The organism is Amycolatopsis sp. NBC_01307 (assembly GCF_035975215.1).
Taxonomy (GTDB): Bacteria; Actinomycetota; Actinomycetes; order Mycobacteriales; family Pseudonocardiaceae; genus Amycolatopsis.
Map to the genome: position 1 here is coordinate 10,659,575 of NZ_CP108403.1, position 15,783 is coordinate 10,675,357.

The 15,783-nt window shown below is 72.2% G+C and carries 16 protein-coding genes; 11 read left to right on the forward strand and 5 right to left on the reverse strand.

Features of this window, described 5'->3' with window-relative positions; all coding sequences use genetic code 11:
- Nucleotides 1-7: 7 nt before the first annotated feature.
- Entirely contained in the window at nt 8-487 is a 480-nt protein-coding gene (locus OG439_RS48130) for a GNAT family N-acetyltransferase (protein WP_326946997.1), read from the forward strand.
- Here the strand turns inward: OG439_RS48130 and OG439_RS48135 are convergent.
- Nucleotides 474-1,628, reverse strand: coding sequence for a glycoside hydrolase family 27 protein (locus tag OG439_RS48135; protein ID WP_326946998.1), 1,155 nt, complete (start codon nt 1,626-1,628; stop codon nt 474-476). The genes OG439_RS48130 and OG439_RS48135 overlap by 14 nt on opposite strands.
- A 93-nt stretch (nt 1,629-1,721) precedes the next feature.
- Between OG439_RS48135 and OG439_RS48140 the strand changes: the two genes are divergently transcribed.
- From OG439_RS48140 to OG439_RS48150, 3 genes are read left to right on the forward strand one after another with little or no spacing between them, the layout of a single operon-like run.
- Nucleotides 1,722-2,252 carry a gamma carbonic anhydrase family protein gene (locus OG439_RS48140; RefSeq protein WP_326946999.1) on the forward strand — a complete coding sequence of 177 codons (531 nt, stop codon included), beginning with the start codon at nt 1,722-1,724 and terminating at the stop codon, nt 2,250-2,252.
- Nucleotides 2,253-2,282: 30 nt separating this feature from the next.
- Nucleotides 2,283-2,960: a uracil-DNA glycosylase gene (locus OG439_RS48145; RefSeq protein ID WP_326947000.1), complete on the forward strand. Its 678-nt coding sequence runs from the start codon at nt 2,283-2,285 to the stop codon at nt 2,958-2,960.
- Between the two features lie 57 nt (nt 2,961-3,017).
- Nucleotides 3,018-3,788, forward strand: coding sequence for an alpha/beta fold hydrolase (locus tag OG439_RS48150; protein WP_326947001.1), 771 nt, complete (start codon nt 3,018-3,020; stop codon nt 3,786-3,788).
- A 149-nt stretch (nt 3,789-3,937) separates the two neighbouring features.
- Here the strand turns inward: OG439_RS48150 and rpmB are convergent, their stop codons facing one another.
- Nucleotides 3,938-4,129, reverse strand: coding sequence for a 50S ribosomal protein L28 (gene rpmB / locus OG439_RS48155; protein WP_247062089.1), 192 nt, complete (start codon nt 4,127-4,129; stop codon nt 3,938-3,940).
- 135 nt (nt 4,130-4,264) lie between these two features.
- Here rpmB and OG439_RS48160 point away from each other — a divergent pair, with 135 nt between their 5' ends.
- From OG439_RS48160 to OG439_RS48175, 4 genes are read left to right on the forward strand one after another with little or no spacing between them, the layout of a single operon-like run.
- On the forward strand, nt 4,265-5,839 hold the full coding sequence (locus tag OG439_RS48160; RefSeq protein WP_326947002.1) for a DAK2 domain-containing protein: 1,575 nt from the start codon (nt 4,265-4,267) through the stop codon (nt 5,837-5,839).
- Nucleotides 5,840-5,841: 2 nt separating this feature from the next.
- The gene (gene recG, locus OG439_RS48165; RefSeq protein ID WP_326947003.1) at nt 5,842-7,995 is read left to right on the forward strand and encodes an ATP-dependent DNA helicase RecG; all 2,154 of its coding nucleotides are present in this window, start codon (nt 5,842-5,844) and stop codon (nt 7,993-7,995) included.
- Entirely contained in the window at nt 7,992-8,336 is a 345-nt protein-coding gene (locus OG439_RS48170; protein WP_326947004.1) for a GNAT family N-acetyltransferase, read from the forward strand. The genes recG and OG439_RS48170 overlap by 4 nt, the downstream gene beginning before the upstream one ends.
- 9 nt (nt 8,337-8,345) lie before the next feature.
- Nucleotides 8,346-8,492, forward strand: a complete 147-nt coding sequence (locus tag OG439_RS48175) for a hypothetical protein (RefSeq protein WP_326947005.1) — start codon at nt 8,346-8,348, stop codon at nt 8,490-8,492.
- On the opposite strand, the gene OG439_RS48180 is transcribed toward OG439_RS48175, so the two are convergent.
- On the reverse strand, nt 8,473-9,084 hold the full coding sequence (locus OG439_RS48180; protein ID WP_326947006.1) for a TetR/AcrR family transcriptional regulator: 612 nt from the start codon (nt 9,082-9,084) through the stop codon (nt 8,473-8,475). The genes OG439_RS48175 and OG439_RS48180 overlap by 20 nt on opposite strands.
- A gap of 98 nt (nt 9,085-9,182) precedes the next feature.
- Between OG439_RS48180 and OG439_RS48185 the strand changes: the two genes are divergently transcribed.
- The 3 genes from OG439_RS48185 to OG439_RS48195 all read left to right on the forward strand — a co-directional run bounded on the left by OG439_RS48185 (nt 9,183) and on the right by OG439_RS48195 (nt 14,409).
- Entirely contained in the window at nt 9,183-10,094 is a 912-nt protein-coding gene (locus OG439_RS48185; protein WP_326947007.1) for a S8 family peptidase, read from the forward strand.
- Nucleotides 10,095-10,237: 143 nt separating this feature from the next.
- On the forward strand, nt 10,238-13,615 hold the full coding sequence (locus tag OG439_RS48190; protein WP_326947008.1) for a pyruvate carboxylase: 3,378 nt from the start codon (nt 10,238-10,240) through the stop codon (nt 13,613-13,615).
- 2 nt (nt 13,616-13,617) lie between these two features.
- Nucleotides 13,618-14,409: an arginase family protein gene (locus OG439_RS48195; RefSeq protein ID WP_326951807.1), complete on the forward strand. Its 792-nt coding sequence runs from the start codon at nt 13,618-13,620 to the stop codon at nt 14,407-14,409.
- A gap of 21 nt (nt 14,410-14,430) precedes the next feature.
- On the opposite strand, the gene OG439_RS48200 is transcribed toward OG439_RS48195, so the two are convergent.
- On the reverse strand, nt 14,431-14,793 hold the full coding sequence (locus tag OG439_RS48200; RefSeq protein ID WP_326947009.1) for a GntR family transcriptional regulator: 363 nt from the start codon (nt 14,791-14,793) through the stop codon (nt 14,431-14,433).
- Entirely contained in the window at nt 14,790-15,488 is a 699-nt protein-coding gene (locus tag OG439_RS48205) for a hypothetical protein (protein WP_326947010.1), read from the reverse strand. The genes OG439_RS48200 and OG439_RS48205 overlap by 4 nt, the downstream gene beginning before the upstream one ends.
- Between the last annotated feature and the right edge of the window lie 295 nt (nt 15,489-15,783).

The following is a 15,783-nucleotide window of genomic DNA, read 5'->3' on the forward strand; positions in this document are numbered from 1 at the left end:
CACGGACGTGAGAATCGTTCCGGTCCCCTACGACCACCCCGACGCGGCCAAGCTCATGGCCGCGGTGCAACAGGTTTACGTCGAGCGCTACGGCGACGAAGACGCCACCCCGATGGACCCCGCGCAGTTCGACCCGCCGCAGGGCCTGTTCCTCATCGGCTACCAGGGCGACGAAGCCGTCGCTTGTGGAGCGTGGCGCGCGCACGACGGCCCCGCCCCCGACTTCCAGGACGGCGACGCCGAGTTCAAGCGGATGTACGTCGCCGACTCCGCGCGGGGCCGCGGGTTCGCGCGGATGATCCTGTTCGAGCTGGAGCGCACGGCGGCGCTGTCCGGCCGCAAGCGCGCGGTGCTGGAAACCGGCACCAAGCAGCCGGAGGCGATCGCGCTCTACGCGTCGTCGGGCTACGTCGAGATCCCCGGCTTCGGCATCTACAAGAACGAGCCGGACAGCCGGTGTTACGCCAAGGACCTCAGCGGGGCGTGAGCTTCAGCAGGGCCGCGGCGTGCGGGCGCAGGGACGCGGAGACCGCGGTGCCCACGTCCTGGTGGGTCCAGAGATCCCGGACGTTCCAGGCGCCCGGGACCGTCGCGGACACGGTCGCGGTGGTGGTGCCGGTGTTGAGCAGCACCACCGCGAACCCGCCGCCGGACAGGGGTTTGCCCCACACCTGGTAGCCCGGCCCGGCCGCGAGCTGCCGGCCCTGGCCGCCCGCGAAGTCCTGGTCGACGGCGATCGCCTCGGGGTTGCCCAGCGTCGCGAGGTCGTCGTCGCCCAGCTTCGCCGGATCGGTCCCGGCGAACAGCGGCGCGTTCAGCACGCTCCAGACGCTGAAGTGCGCGCGGGCCTCGTCGGCGGTCAGCGTGCCGTTGCCGACCTGCAGCATGTCCGGGTCGTTCCAGCCGCCGGGCGAGCCGCTGTGGACGGCGACGGCGGCCTGCTGGTCGATCGTCGCGAGCACGGAGTCCCAGGTCGGGGTCAGGTCGTAGGTGGTCCGCCACAGGTTCGCCACCGGCCGCGCCCAGGTCCACGGGCTGGAGACGCCGTATTCGGAGATCGCGTAGACGATCGGGCGGGGGAGCGCGGCCAGCTCGTCGCGCATCTTCTCGAACGCCGCCCGCCGGTCCAGGCCGTCGACCGTGTCGGCATTGCACCAGTCGTACTTGAGGTAGTCGACGCCCCAGCGGTCGAACGTCTCGGCGTCCTGCCGCTCGTGGCCGAGCGAGCCGATGCCGGCCGCGGGGTAGGCGTCGTTGGCCATCGCGCAGGTCCGGCTGCCCGGCACGGCGTAGATGCCGAACAGCAGGCCGCGCGAGTGGACGTAGTCGGCGAGGTCGGCGATGCCGTGCGGGAACCGCGTGGGATCGGCCTGCAGCGAGCCGTCGGCGGCGCGCGCGGGGGCCTGCCAGCAGTCGTCGACGACGACGTAGCGGTACCCGGCGTCGCGCAGGCCGTCGTCCGCGAGCGCGTCGGCGACCTGCTTGACGACGTCCTCGGTGAGGTCGTAACAGCGGACCTGGTTCCAGCTGTTCCAGCCCATCGGCGGCGTCGTGGCCAGGCCGTTCGCCATCGCCGGCGACACGACGGGCGCGCTCAACAGCCAGGTCAGCACGACGAGCAGGAGCACGAGGAGCGTGCTTCTCGGACGGGTGTGCTGCCTCGGGTCGATGACGTGATCCAATCGCAGAGCACGTGAAACCGCAGTCACCCCGGAGGCGGCATGCCGATCTACGCGCTCGGTTCGCTCGAACCGACGATCCACCCCGACGCCTACGTCCACCCGGACGCGACGGTCATCGGCGACGTCCGGATCGCCGCCCACGCGTCGGTGTGGCCGCAGACCGTGCTGCGCGGCGACCACGGCTACATCGAGATCGGCGAGCGCTCCAACGTCCAGGACGGCTGCGTCCTGCACTGCACCGAGCAGCACCCGACGATCCTCGGTCCGTCGTCCGCGGTGGGGCACGCGGTGCACATCGAGGGCGCGAAGATCGGCACCGGCTGCCTGATCGCGTCCGGCTCGGTGGTGCTCAACGGCACGGTGGTCGAGGACGGCGGCATGGTCGGCGCGGGCGCGGTGCTGTCGTACGGCTCGTACGTCAAGACCGGCGAGATCGCGCTCGGCGTGCCCGCGAAGACGCGGGAGAACAAGTCCTTCGGGCCGGAGAGCATCGCTCTCGTGGTCGATTCGTACGTCGAGCGGGCGAAACGGTTCCGCGTCGAACTGCGGCGGCTCGACCCGCGCGAGTGACGGCGGCCACGGCCGGTAAGCTCGCCGCCCGTGACCGCACGACCGCTGCAGGACATCGTCGAGGCAGGCTGGGCCGAGGCCCTGGAACCGGTGGCGCCGCAGGTCGCCGCGATGGGGGAGTTCCTCCGCGCGGAGATCACCGCGGGCCGCACGTACCTCCCGGCGGGTGAACACGTGCTGCGGGCGTTCAAGCAGCCGTTCCACGACGTCCGGGTGCTGATCGTCGGCCAGGACCCGTACCCGACGCCCGGGCACGCCGTCGGCCTGAGCTTCTCGGTGGCGCCGGACGTCCGGCCGATCCCGAAGAGCCTGGTCAACATCTACAAGGAGTACGCCGAGGACCTCGGCCACCCGCTGCCGGCCAACGGCGACCTGACGCCGTGGGCCGACCAGGGCGTCCTGCTGCTCAACCGGGCGCTGACGGTGCAGCCGGGCAAGTCGAACTCGCACCAGGGCAAGGGCTGGGAAGACGTCACCGAGCAGGCGATCAAGGCCCTCGCGGCCCGGTCCGAGCCGATGGTGGCGATCCTGTGGGGCCGCAACGCCCGCAACCTGCGCCCGATGCTGGGCGAGGTGCCGTGCATCGAGTCGGCGCACCCGAGCCCGCTGTCGGCGCACAACGGCTTCTTCGGGTCGCGCCCGTTCAGCCGCGCCAACGAGCTGCTGGAGCAGCAGGGTGCCGCGCCGGTCGACTGGAAGCTCCCGTAGGTTCGGTGTCCGGATCGGAGTGACGGCTCCGACCAGGGGGAAACCTTTGGAGGGCACATGAACGTCACATCGGCCGACGGCACGACCATCGCCTACGACCAGCGCGGCACGGGCGCGCCCGTGATCCTGGTCGGCGGCGCGTTCAACGACCGGACCACGGTCGCCGGCCTGGCCGACGTCTTGGCTGCGGACTTCACGACGATCGCGTACGACCGGCGTGGCCGCGGCGACAGCGGTGACACCGGTCCGTACGCGGTCGAGCGGGAGATCGAGGACATCGCGGCGCTGATCGCCGAGGTCGGCGGCTCGGCGTCGGTGTTCGGCCACTCGTCGGGCGCGGTGCTGGCCCTGGAGGCGGCCGGAGCGGGCCTGGCGATCGAGAAGCTGGTGGCGTACGAACCGCCGTACGCGACCGACGCGGAGTCACGCCCCGACGTCACGGAGAAGGTGGCCGCGCAGATCGCCGCGGGCGACCGCGACGGCGCGGCGGCGACGTTCCTCGAGGTCGCGGGCACCCCGCCCGAGGTCATCGAAGGGATGAAGCGGGCCCCGGTGTGGGGCTGGTTCACGTCGCTGGCGCACACGCTCCCGTACGACCTGGAGATCTGCGGCCCGGGCGCCCACCCCCGCAAGGACCACCTGGCCCGGATCACGGCCCCGACGTTGGTCATCGGCGGCGGCGCCAGCCCGGAGAAGCTGCAGTCAGGAGCCCGCGTCGCGGCGTCGGTGGTCCCCGGCGCCCGCCACGAGACCCTCCCGGGCCAGGACCACGGAGTGCTGCAGCACCCGGAGTCCCTGCGCGACATGCTGGTCGACTTCCTGAAGTAGCGGCCGACCTCCGGAACCCCGAAAAGCCGTGAAGGCCTCCCTACCGGCCATAAGAGCCGGGAAGGAGGCCTTCACGGCTTTGACCTGGGCCGGGCACAAAAAAAATGGCGAGTGCTCTCCACGAGCACTCGCCACCTTTAAGTTTCGCCTTAGCCCCGGACGACCTTGCCCGCCTTGATGCACGAGGTGCACACGTTCAGGCGCTTGCGCTGGGAAATACCCACCTTGGCGTGGACGGTCTGGATGTTCGGGTTCCACCGGCGGTTGGTACGCCGGTGGGAGTGCGAGACCGACTTGCCGAAGCCGGGTCCCTTGCCACAGACGTCGCACACGGCAGCCACGTCGAACTCCTTTGGATCTGGGTCATAGAAATGAGCCCAGACGGACTGGGCAACTCGACCATAGTAACCAGTGGCTCCGCCGGGTTCCGCACGGGGTCGATACGCTCGCCCCGGGAACGGCGAGGAGGTCACGGGGTGCGGGTGCTGGACGCGGCGGCGGTGTCGGCCTGGGCTGCGGGTTGTGTGCGCAGCCTGGCGAGCCTGCGGCCGGCCATCGACGGGATCAACGTCTACCCCGTGGCGGACTCCGACACCGGCTCCAACATGCTCTTCACGATGACCGGCGCGGCCGCCGAGCTCGACGTCGCGGCGCCGGCGACCGCCGCCGACGCGCTGAGGGTCCTCGCGCGCGGGGCCGTCGCCTCGGCCAAGGGCAACTCCGGCGTGATCCTCTCCCAGGTCGTGCGCGGGCTGGCCGACCGGGCCGAGGGCGAGCTGGACGGCGCGTGGCTGGCCGCCGCGCTGGGGCACGCCGACGAGGTCGCCACCGGGGCCGTGAGCCGGCCGGTCGCCGGGACCATCCTGACCGTGCTGCACGCCGTCGCCCTCGCCGTCCGCGGCGATACGCGTCAGCTCGGCGAAGTGGCGCGAACCGCCGCGAAGGAAGCCGCGCACGCGCTGGAGAAGACGCCGCTCCAGCTGCCCGCGCTGGCCAAGGCCGGGGTCGTCGACGCCGGGGCCCGCGGGCTCGTCGCCGTCCTCGACGCGCTGGTCGGGGTGCTCACCGGCACCGCGGTCGAGCAGGACCACGCGCTCGAGGTGCCGGTGGTGGCGGACGAGGTCTACGCCTGGGAGGTCATGTACCTGCTGGACGGCGTCGACGAGGCGAGCCTGCCGACCCTGCGCAAGGAGCTGGGCGGCCTCGGCGACAGCGTCACGGTGGCCGGTGACGGCTCGGGCAGCCACGCCGTGCACGTCCACTGCGCCGACATCGGCGCCGCCATCGAAGCCGGGCTGACGCTGGGGCGGCCCCGCCGGATCCGCGTCGAACCGCTGCTCACGCCGACGCCGATCGAGCCGGGTGGCGGGATCGACCGCACGGTCGTCGCCGTCGTGCACGGCGGCGGGCTGGCCGAAGTGCTGCGCGCCGAGAGCATCCCGGTCCTGGAAGTGCCCGAAGGCACCACACCGAGCGTCGAGGACATGATCGGGCTGCTCAACGAGGCCGCCGGCCGGCACGTCACGGTGCTGCCGGGCGGGGTCGCGCTGACCGCGGCGGCCGACACCGCGGCGGGGCACGCGATGGCCGCCGACCGCGACGTCGTGGTCATCCCGTGCACGTCGCCGGTGCAGGTGCTCGCGGCGCTGGCCGTGCACGACGCCGGGCGCCGCACCAACGACGACGTCGTCGCGATGGCCGAGGCGGCCGCCGCGACCAGGCGTGGCGAACTGCGGATCGCGCAGGAGGAGTCGCTAACCTGGGTGGGCCGGGCCCAGTCCGGCGACGTGGTCGGCCTGGTCGACGACGAGGTGGTGCTCATCGAGGCCGCCCCGGCGTCGGAGACCAACCTCGTCGCGGCGGCGATGAAGGTGCTGAACCGGATGCTGGCGCTGGGCGGGGAACTGGTGACGGTGCTGAGCGGGGCGGCCGCGCCGCCGGGGGTCGCCGAAGAGCTCGCGGAGCAGCTTCGGCTGGAGCACCCCGAGGTGGAGCTGGCCGGGTACGCGGGTGGGCAGGCGGACGCCGTGCTGCTGATGGGAGTCGAATAGCGATGGCCGGACTGCGCGACAAGCTGCCGTTGCTGCTGGGTGCCAAGACGGCGAAGGCGCTCGCCACGGCGTTGGACATCGAGACGGTCAGCGACCTGCTGCGCCACTACCCGCGCCGCTACGCCGAGCGGGGTGAGCTCACCGACATCGCCGGCCTCGAGCTGGGCGAGCACGCGACCGTGCTGGCGCGCATCGAAAAGGTGAGCAAGCGCCGGATGAAGGCCCGCAACGGGACCATCATCGACATGGTGATCACCGACGGGAAGCGCCGGCTCACGTGCGCCTTCTTCAACCAGGCCTGGCGGGAGAAGGACCTGGTGCCCGGCAAGTCCGGCCTGTTCGCCGGCAAGGTCTCGGCGTTCCGCGACACCCTGCAGCTGACCAACCCCGAGTACGAGCTGTTCGAGGCCGATCGCGAAGCCGAGGCGATGGACGACTTCCTGGCCGCCATCATCCCGGTTTACCCGGCGGCGCAAGGCATGCCGACGTGGTCGATCGCCAAGTGCGTCCGCCAGGTGCTCGACGTCCTCGAGGTCGACGAGGACCCGATGCCGCCGGAGCTGCTGCGGCTCCAGCACCTGGGGGACCTCGAAAACGCGCTGCGCGGCATCCACCGCCCGGAGAACTGGGCGCACCTGGAGGCGTCGAAGAAGCGCCTCAAGTGGGACGAAGCGATGGCCGTGCAGCTGATCTTCGCGCAGCGCCGGCATTCCGCGATCTCCCGCCCGGCCAAGGCGAACCCGCACGTCGACGGCGGGATCATGGACGCCTTCGACAAGCGGCTCCCGTTCGACCTCACCGCGGGCCAGCGCGGCATCGGCGACGAGATCGCCGGTGACCTGGCGACCGAGCACCCGATGAACCGGCTGCTGCAGGGCGAGGTCGGCTCGGGCAAGACGATCGTCGCGCTGCGGGCGATGCTGCAGGTGGTCGACAACGGGCGGCAGTCCGCGTTGCTGGCGCCGACCGAGGTGCTCGCCGCGCAGCACGCGCGGTCGCTGCGCGAGATGCTCGGCGACCTGGCGCAGGCCGGCGAGCTGGGCGCGGCCGAGAAGGCCACCCGCGTCACGCTGCTCACCGGGTCGATGGGCGCGAAGGAACGCAAGAAAGCGTTGCTGGAGGCCATGAGCGGCGAGGCGGGCATCATCGTCGGCACGCACGCGCTGATCCAGGAGACCGTGCAGTTCGCCGACCTCGGCCTGGCCGTCGTCGACGAGCAGCACCGCTTCGGCGTCGAGCAGCGCGACGCCCTGCGCACCCGCGGCAGTGAGGGCACCAGCCCGCACGTGCTGGTGATGACCGCGACGCCGATCCCGCGCACGGTCGCCATGACCGTCTACGGCGACCTGGAGATCTCCGCGCTGCGCGAGATGCCGGTCGGCCGGTCGCCGATCAGCACGACCGTCGTCCCGGTGGCGGAGAAGCCGGCGTGGATGGACCGCGTCTGGCAGCGCGTCACCGAAGAGGTGTCCAAGGGGCACCAGGCCTACATCGTGTGCCCGCGGATCGGCGACGAGCCGCCGTCGGACAAGAGCGACAAGCGGCCGCCGGTCGCCGTCCTCGACATCGCGCCGCAGCTGGTGGAGGGCCCGCTCAAGGGCTTGCGCATCGCCGTGCTGCACGGCCGGATGCCCGCGGACGACAAGGACGCCGTGATGCGCGCCTTCGCCGCGGGGGAGCTGGACGTGCTGGTGGCCACCACCGTGATCGAGGTCGGCGTCAACGTGCCGAACTCGACGGCGATGGTGATCATGGACGCCGACCGGTTCGGGATCAGCCAGCTGCACCAGCTGCGCGGCCGCGTCGGCCGGGGCAGCGTGCCGGGGCTGTGCCTGCTGGTCACGGAGGCTCTCGACGGCACGACGACCCGCGAGCGGCTGGCGGCGGTCGAGTCGACCACGGACGGGTTCGAGCTGTCCCGCCTCGACCTGGAGCTGCGCCGCGAGGGTGACATCCTCGGCGCCGCGCAGTCCGGGAAGCGGTCCACGCTGAAGCTGCTTTCCCTGCTGCGGGACGAAGACGTCATCGCCGAGTCGCGGGCGAGGGCGCAGGAGATCGTCGAGAAGGACCCGGCGATCTCGAAGTTCCCCGGCCTGGCCCAGATGGTCGCGGACGTCGTCGACGTCGAGCGCGCGGAGTACCTGGAGAAGTCGTGACCGCCGTGGTCCGGCCCGCCACCGAGGCGGACGCGGGCGCGATCGGCGAGATCCACGTGCGGTCCTGGCAGGCGGCCTACGACGGCCTGATGCCGGCGGAGTTCCTCGCCCGCATCTCGGTCGGGAACCGGACCGCGGGCTGGGCCCGCACTCTGCGCGACGGCGGCCGCGTGCTCGTGGTGGAAGCCCCGCAAGTGGTCGGGTTCGCCGCGTTCGGCCCGCGCCGCGACGGGCCGGACGAGGGTGAGCTGTACGCGATCTACCTGCACCCCGAGGCGTGGAGCCGCGGCCTGGGCCGGTTGCTGCACGAACAGGTGCTGACGTCGCTGGCCGAGAGCTAGCCGGCCGCGGTGCTGTGGGTGCTGGCGACGAACGAGCGTGCGAAGGCGTTCTACGAGCGTGCGGGCTGGTCGCTCGACGGCGGCACGCGCACCGAGACGATCGACGGCGGCGCGGTTTCGCTGGAGGAGCTGCGGTTCAGCCGTCCGTTGCCGTGACGAAGACCCCGGCTTTCGCGGCGGCCGCGCCGGCCGCCGCGGCGACGTCGGCGTCTCGCGGCGTGACGCCTTCGCGGGAGACGAACAGGCGGTAGAAGACCGGCCCGCAGGCGACGCGCACGACCTCGACCGCGTCCGTCCCGGCCGGAACCTCGCCGCGGGCCACGGCTCGTTCGACGATCGGCGCCGACCGCGCGTGGCGGTCGACGTAGAACTCCTCGAGGGCGGCCGCCGCGCGGGTCGAGAGGAACGCCGCCGAGATCGACGCGATCGGCAGCTCGCGCAGGCCCGGCTCGGTGAAGAAGTGCACCAGCTCCCGGTTGACCTCGCGCAGGTCGCCTTCGAGGGAGCCGGTGTCCGGCGCGGCCCACTCCTGCTCGGTGCCCATCAGCAGCGCCGCCGCGACCAGGCCTTCGGCGGACTCCCAGCGGCGGTACAGCGTCGTCTTGTGGACGCCGGAGCGTTCGGCCACGGCCTCGACCGTCAGCTCCGCGTACCCGCGCTCGCCGAGCAGCTCCAGGGTCGCGTCGAGGGCGGCGCGACGCGTCCGCTCGGTGCGGCCGCCCGGGCGCTGCGTGCCGATGGTCTCCAAGTGCCACTCCCGTTGCGTTAGTGCTCCCAGTGTAGATCAGCCGATCGGGCGACAGCCCTGAGTTGTCGCGGCTCCGGCTCGCGGGTACCACGCTGATCATGAGGAAACGACGGGGTGTTCTCGCGGCCGTGGCCATCGTGCTCGCCGGGCAGGCGCCGGCGGCCGCCGCCGGGGGAGTGCAGCAGGATCCGCCCAGCTGGGGGCTGGACCGGATCGACCAGCGCACCGGGCTCGACCACGCCTACCGGTACGGCGACGACGCGGCCGGCGTCACGATCTACGTGATCGACAGCGGCGTCGACGCGCAGCACCCCGACTTCCAGGGCCGCGTCGCGCCGGGGCGGGACTTCCTCGGCGGCGGCACCGACACGACCGACACCAACGGCCACGGCACCCGGCTCGCCGGCATCGCCGCGGGCCAGGCCTACGGCGTCGCGAAGGGCGCGCAGATCGTCCCGGTGCGGGTGCTCGACAAGGACGGCGGCGGCGCGACCGAGCAGATCATCGCCGGGCTCGACTGGGTCGCGCAGAACGCCCGGCAGCCCGCGGTCGCCGTCCTCGGCATCGGCGGCGTCCCGAACGACCAGCTCGACGCGGCCGTGAAGCGGCTGGCCACGGTGCTGCCGATCGCCGTCCCGGCCGGCAGCGAGACGGCGGACGCGAGCGGCTTCTCGCCGGGCCGGGTGACCGAGGCCCTGACCGTCGGGGCGATCGACGACCAGGACCACCCGGACAAGGCGTCCAACTTCGGCCAGGACGTCGACCTGTACGCGCCGGGTGTCGCCGTTCCGAGCCCGATCGCGGGCGGTACGACCGCGGGCCCGGAGTCGGGCACGTCGGTGGCCGCGGCGTTCGCGGCCGGCGCGGCGGCGATCTACCTGGCCCAGCACCCCGGCTCGACGCCCGCGCAGGTGGACCAGGCCCTCGTTCAGGCCGCGACGCCGGACGCGCTGAAGGGCGTCCCGGCAGGCACGGCCAACCGGCTCCTCTACGTGCCGCAGGCGTCCTGAGACTCCGGCAGGGAGGTGCCACCAGCGCTGATCGGCCAATCTTTCCACGCGCATGATGTCCATCACCTGGTATGCAGCTCCCGCCCAGCGGGAAAAACCGGGTAACGTGCGCTGACTACCGATCCAAACGGGAAGGACCGGGCATGTTCCGCAAGGTGCTGGTGGCCAACCGCGGTGAGATCGCGATCCGCGCGTTCCGCGCCGGCTTCGAACTGGGGGCCGGCACGGTTGCCGTGTTCCCCCACGAAGACCGCAACTCGCTGCACCGCCTGAAGGCCGACGAGGCGTACGAGATCGGCGAGCCGGGTCACCCCGTGCGCGCCTACCTCTCGGTCGACGAGATCGTCGCCGCGGCCAAGAAGGCCGGGGCCGACGCCGTCTACCCGGGTTACGGCTTCCTGTCGGAGAACCCCGATCTCGCGCGCGCGTGCGAGGAAGCGGGGATCACCTTCGTCGGCCCGAGTGCCGACATCCTCGAGCTCACCGGCAACAAGGCCCGCGCGGTCAAGGCCGCGCGCGAGGCCGGCGTCCCGGTGCTCGGCTCGTCCGAGCCATCGAGCGACATCGACGCGCTGGTCGCGGCGGCCGACGAGCTGGGCTTCCCGGTGTTCGTCAAGGCCGTCGCCGGTGGTGGCGGGCGCGGTATGCGCCGCGTCCTGGAGCCCGCCCAGCTGCGCGAGTCCATCGAGGCCGCGGCGCGCGAGGCGGAGTCCGCCTTCGGCGACCCGACGGTGTTCCTCGAGAAGGCCGTCGTGGAGCCGCGGCACATCGAGGTGCAGATCCTCGCCGACGCCGTGGGCAACATCATCCACCTCTACGAGCGCGACTGCTCGGTGCAGCGGCGCCACCAGAAGGTCGTCGAGCTGGCCCCGGCGCCGAACCTCGACCCCGAGCTGCGCGACCGGATCTGCGCCGACGCGGTCAAGTTCGCGAAGCAGATCGGCTACCGCAACGCCGGCACCGTCGAGTTCCTGCTCGACAAGCAGGGCAACCACGTGTTCATCGAGATGAACCCGCGCATCCAGGTCGAGCACACGGTCACCGAAGAGGTCACCGACGTCGACCTCGTGCAGTCGCAGCTGCGGATCGCCTCCGGCCAGACCCTCGACGACCTCGGCCTGAGCCAGGACAAGATCTACCTGCGCGGCGCCGCGCTGCAGTGCCGCATCACCACCGAAGACCCGGCCAACGGCTTCCGCCCGGACACCGGGATGATCTCCGCCTACCGCTCGCCGGGCGGCTCCGGCATCCGGCTCGACGGCGGCACCGCCTTCTCCGGCACCGAGATCAGCGCCCACTTCGACTCGCTGCTGGTGAAGCTCACCTGCCGCGGGCGCGACTTCGAGACCGCCGTCGGCCGCGCGCGCCGCGCCGTCGCCGAGTTCCGGATCCGCGGCGTGGCCACGAACATCCCGTTCCTGCAGGCCGTGCTCGACGACCCGGACTTCCGCGCCGGGCGCGTCACGACGTCGTTCATCGAGGAGCGGCCGCACCTGCTCACCGCGCGGCACTCCGCCGACCGCGGCACGCGGCTGCTGACCTACCTCGCCGACCAGACGGTCAACAAGCCGCACGGCGAGCGCCCGAAGACGCCCGACGCGACGCTCAAGCTGCCGAAGCTCGCGAAGGACGCGCAGCCGCCCGCCGGCTCGAAGCAGAAGCTCGTCGAGGTCGGTCCGGAGGGCTTCGCGCGCTGGCTGCGGGAGTCGCCGCACATCGGCGTCACCGACACGACGTTCCGCGACGCGCACCAGTCGCTGCTCGCCACCCGCGTCCGCACCAAGGACCTGCTGGCGGTGGCGCCGGTCGTCGCGAACACCGTGCCGCAGCTGCTTTCCCTGGAGTGCTGGGGCGGCGCGACCTACGACGTCGCGCTGCGGTTCCTCGCCGAGGACCCGTGGGAGCGGCTCGCCGCGCTGCGCGAGGCCGTGCCCAACATCTGCCTGCAGATGCTGCTGCGCGGGCGCAACACCGTCGGCTACACGCCGTACCCGACCGAGGTGACCAACGCCTTCGTCCAGGAGGCCACGAAGACCGGCATCGACATCTTCCGGATCTTCGACGCGCTCAACGACGTCGAGCAGATGCGCCCGGCCATCGAAGCCGTGCGCGAGACCGGCTCCGCCGTCGCCGAGGTGGCGCTCTGCTACACCTCGGACCTGTCGGACCCGGGCGAGAAGCTCTACACGCTCGACTACTACCTCAAGCTGGCCGAGCAGATCGTCGGCGCCGGGGCGCACGTCCTGGCGATCAAGGACATGGCCGGGCTGCTGCGCGCGCCCGCGGCGACCCGGCTGGTCACCGCGCTGCGCAAGGAGTTCGACCTGCCGGTGCACATCCACACCCACGACACCGCGGGTGGCCAGCTGGCCACCTACCTCGCGGCGATCAACGCGGGCGCGGACGCCGTCGACGGCGCGGTGTCGTCGATGGCGGGCACGACGTCGCAGCCGTCGCTGTCCTCGATCGTGGCGGCCACCGACCACTCCGACCGCACCACCGGGCTGAGCCTGGACGCGATCGGCGAGCTGGAGCCGTACTGGGAGAGCGTGCGCAAGATCTACGCGCCGTTCGAGGCCGGGCTGGCCTCGCCGACCGGGCGCGTCTACCACCACGAGATCCCCGGCGGGCAGCTGTCGAACCTGCGCACCCAGGCCATCGCGCTGGGCCTGGGCGACCGCTTCGAGGACATCGAGGCGATGTACGCGGCGGCCGACAAGATCCTCGGCCACCTGGTGAAGGTGACGCCGTCGTCGAAGGTCGTCGGCGACCTCGCGCTGCACCTGGTCGGCGCGGGCGTCTCCCCGGCCGACTTCGAGGCGGAGCCGAACAAGTTCGACATCCCCGACTCGGTGATCGGCTTCCTGCGCGGCGAGCTCGGCGACCCGCCGGGCGGCTGGCCGGAGCCGTTCCGCACGAAGGCCCTCGAAGGCCGCGCGGACCCGAAGCCCGTGCAGGAACTGTCCGAAGAGGACCGCAAGGCCCTGGAGGAGAACCCCCGCCGGACGCTCAACCGGCTGCTGTTCCCCGGCCCCACCAAGGAGTTCGAGGCGCACCGCGAGGCCTACGGCGACACCTCGGTGCTGCCCACCAAGGACTTCTTCTACGGCCTGCGCCCGGGTGAGGAGTACGCCGTCGACCTCGAGCCGGGCGTGCGGCTGCTCATCGAGCTGGAGGCGATCGGCGAGGCCGACGAGCGCGGCCTGCGCACGGTGATGTCGACGCTCAACGGCCAGCTGCGCCCGATCCAGGTCCGCGACACCTCGATCGCGTCGGACATCCCGGCGACCGAGAAGGCGGACAAGGGCAACCCGAAGCAGGTCGCGGCGCCGTTCGCCGGCGTGGTCACGCTGCAGGTCAACGAGGGCGACACGGTGGAGGCCGGCGCCACGGTCGCGACGATCGAGGCGATGAAGATGGAGGCGTCGATCACGGCGTCCGCGGGCGGCAAGGTGGCGCGGCGCGCGATCAACGCCGTCCAGCAGGTCGAGGGCGGCGACCTCCTGCTCGTCCTGGAGTGACCCTGCTGATCAACGCCGTACCGCAGCGGCAAGGCGCGGTGGGCCCTCGGGCGGGCGACCTGCCCGGGGGCTGCGCGGCCCTCGCGGAGCTGGCCGGGCACGTGCTCGGCCGGCCCGTGCACCACGTCCCGCAGTCCCCGGAACTGTCCTCAGTGGACGGTGGGATCGCGTCACGGGCCGTGCTGACCGGGCCCAACCGCGCGGCCCAGCTGGCCGCGCTGGAGGCGCCCGGTGGACCGGTACTGACGATCGGCGGCGACTGCGGCGTCGAGCTGGTCCCGATCGGCGTCGCCCGGTACCGGTACGGCCCGGGCCTCGGCGTCGCGTGGTTCGACGCGCACGCGGACCTGAACACGGCGGCGACGTCGCCGTCGGGGGCGTTCCACGGGATGGTGCTGCGGTCACTGCTCGGTGAGGGCGACCCGGAGTTCGCGGCGGCGCCGGCTCTGGAGCCGGGACGCGCGGTGCTGCTGGGGACGCGGGTGTTCGACCCGGAGGAGCGTGCGGCGGTTGCGCGGGGGCTGGCGGTCACGTCGGTCGATGCGTTGGCGGGCGCGGAGAAGCTGTACGTCCACGTGGATCTCGACGTGCTGGATCCGTCGGAGTTCGGCGGCCTCAACTACCCCGAGCCGGACGGGTGGACGATCGCGCGGCTGGTGTCGTCGCTGGACGCCCTGGCGGCCTACGACGTCGTGGGTGCGGGCGTCACCGAGTGCGTGGGCAACTCGCGCGAGGTCGAGGTCCTTCAGCCGGTTCTGGCTGCGTTGGGCCGGCTTCTCGTGAGTGGTGATTAGGGTTCTAACCCGCATTACCACTCACGACGGGTAGGCCTTGCGGACCGCGTCGAGGGCGATGTCGAGGTTCGCGCCCAGGTCCTGGGCCCGGGTCGCGTACTCGGCCGCCGCGGCCAGGAGCAGGGCCGCCGGGTCCGGACGGTCCGTGGGGATCGTGATCACCGTGCCGCGGGCCCGCGCCGTCTCCACCCAGCCCGCCGCCTCCAGCTCGCGGTACGCGCGGGCCACCGTGCCCGACGCCAGGCCCAGGTCGCGGGCCAGCTGGCGGATCGGCGGCAGGCGCGTCCCCTCGGGGAGCGCGCCCGCCGTGGCCGCGCGGATGATCTGGTCGTGCACCTGCCGCCAGGGCGCCAGGCCGTTCTCGGTGTCGACGACGATCTTCACGCGAGAGCCGGGAGCCTCTTCAGCGGGGCGGTGACGGCCAGGAATGCGGCGATGCCCACCACGACGATCAGGAGCGAGCCGAGGTTGCCCTGCGTCCAGCCGATCGCCGTGCAGGTGCCGATGCCCAGCCCGATCGCGACGCGGGCGCTGCGGCAGCGCAGCGCCAGGTCGGCGCGCGGCTCCCCGGCCGGCGGGCGCCGCACGGCCAGCAGGGTGATCGCCCAGCAGACGGCCGTCGTGCCCGCGGCCACCGCCAGCAGCTTCCACTGCGTGATCAGGGCCAGGTGCGCGATCGCGGACACCGACGCCAGCCCGCTGAGCACCAGGGCCCAGGCCGGGACGACGTCCAGCAGCCGCCGCCGGACGAGGACCGCCTCCCGCCGCGGGCCACGCGTGGGCCGCTGGGCCAGCAGTTCGGCGATCAGGCCGCCGAGCAGCAGGGTGCCGGCGATCGAGGCGCCGTCGTTGTTGCCGCCGAACAGCAGCGGGAGCCCCAGGTAGAGCCACGGGTACCAGAACCGGCGCCGCTTGAGGTACCGGACGGCCAGCGCCACCTCGGCGGCGTCCGGGTCCGGCACCCCCCAGCGCACGAGCAGGCGGGCCCCGCGCTTGTCGTTCGGCCACAGGATGATCAGGATCACCAGGCCGACCAGGCCCATGAAGAGCCCGACCGCGAGCATGTTGTCCCACGCCATGTCGTACCTCCCGCTTGTATCAACCACACGATACAAGCGGCCGTGTCCGGGTGCGCGGCGGGCGCGGAGTTCGTCCGTTCGTACGTACATCCGGGTGCAGTCGGCGGGGTAGTTGTCAGCGTTGCGCATGGAGTCCTCGTGAACTTGTCACGAAGATGACAAGAAATCGGTTTCCCTTCGAAGGTGTGACACGTTCCGGGCTAGTTTTTCGATGTGTCCGGTGTCACCCCGCATCGGACGCGGGGTGCTCGGCCGCGCGTGGAGCGGGGCCTCTGGGGCGGAGCAAAGGAGCTGC

What these genes read in the sequence shown, in the direction of transcription:
- OG439_RS48140 (WP_326946999.1), top strand. Translation starts at nt 1,722, where the DNA reads ATGCCGATCTACGCGCTCGGTTCGCTCGAACCGACGATCCACCCCGAC.
- OG439_RS48150 (WP_326947001.1), top strand. Translation starts at nt 3,018, where the DNA reads ATGAACGTCACATCGGCCGACGGCACGACCATCGCCTACGACCAGCGC.
- recG (WP_326947003.1), top strand. Translation starts at nt 5,842, where the DNA reads ATGGCCGGACTGCGCGACAAGCTGCCGTTGCTGCTGGGTGCCAAGACG.
- OG439_RS48185 (WP_326947007.1), top strand. Translation starts at nt 9,183, where the DNA reads ATGAGGAAACGACGGGGTGTTCTCGCGGCCGTGGCCATCGTGCTCGCC.
- OG439_RS48190 (WP_326947008.1), top strand. Translation starts at nt 10,238, where the DNA reads ATGTTCCGCAAGGTGCTGGTGGCCAACCGCGGTGAGATCGCGATCCGC.
- OG439_RS48205 (WP_326947010.1), bottom strand. Translation starts at nt 15,488, where the DNA reads ATGGCGTGGGACAACATGCTCGCGGTCGGGCTCTTCATGGGCCTGGTC.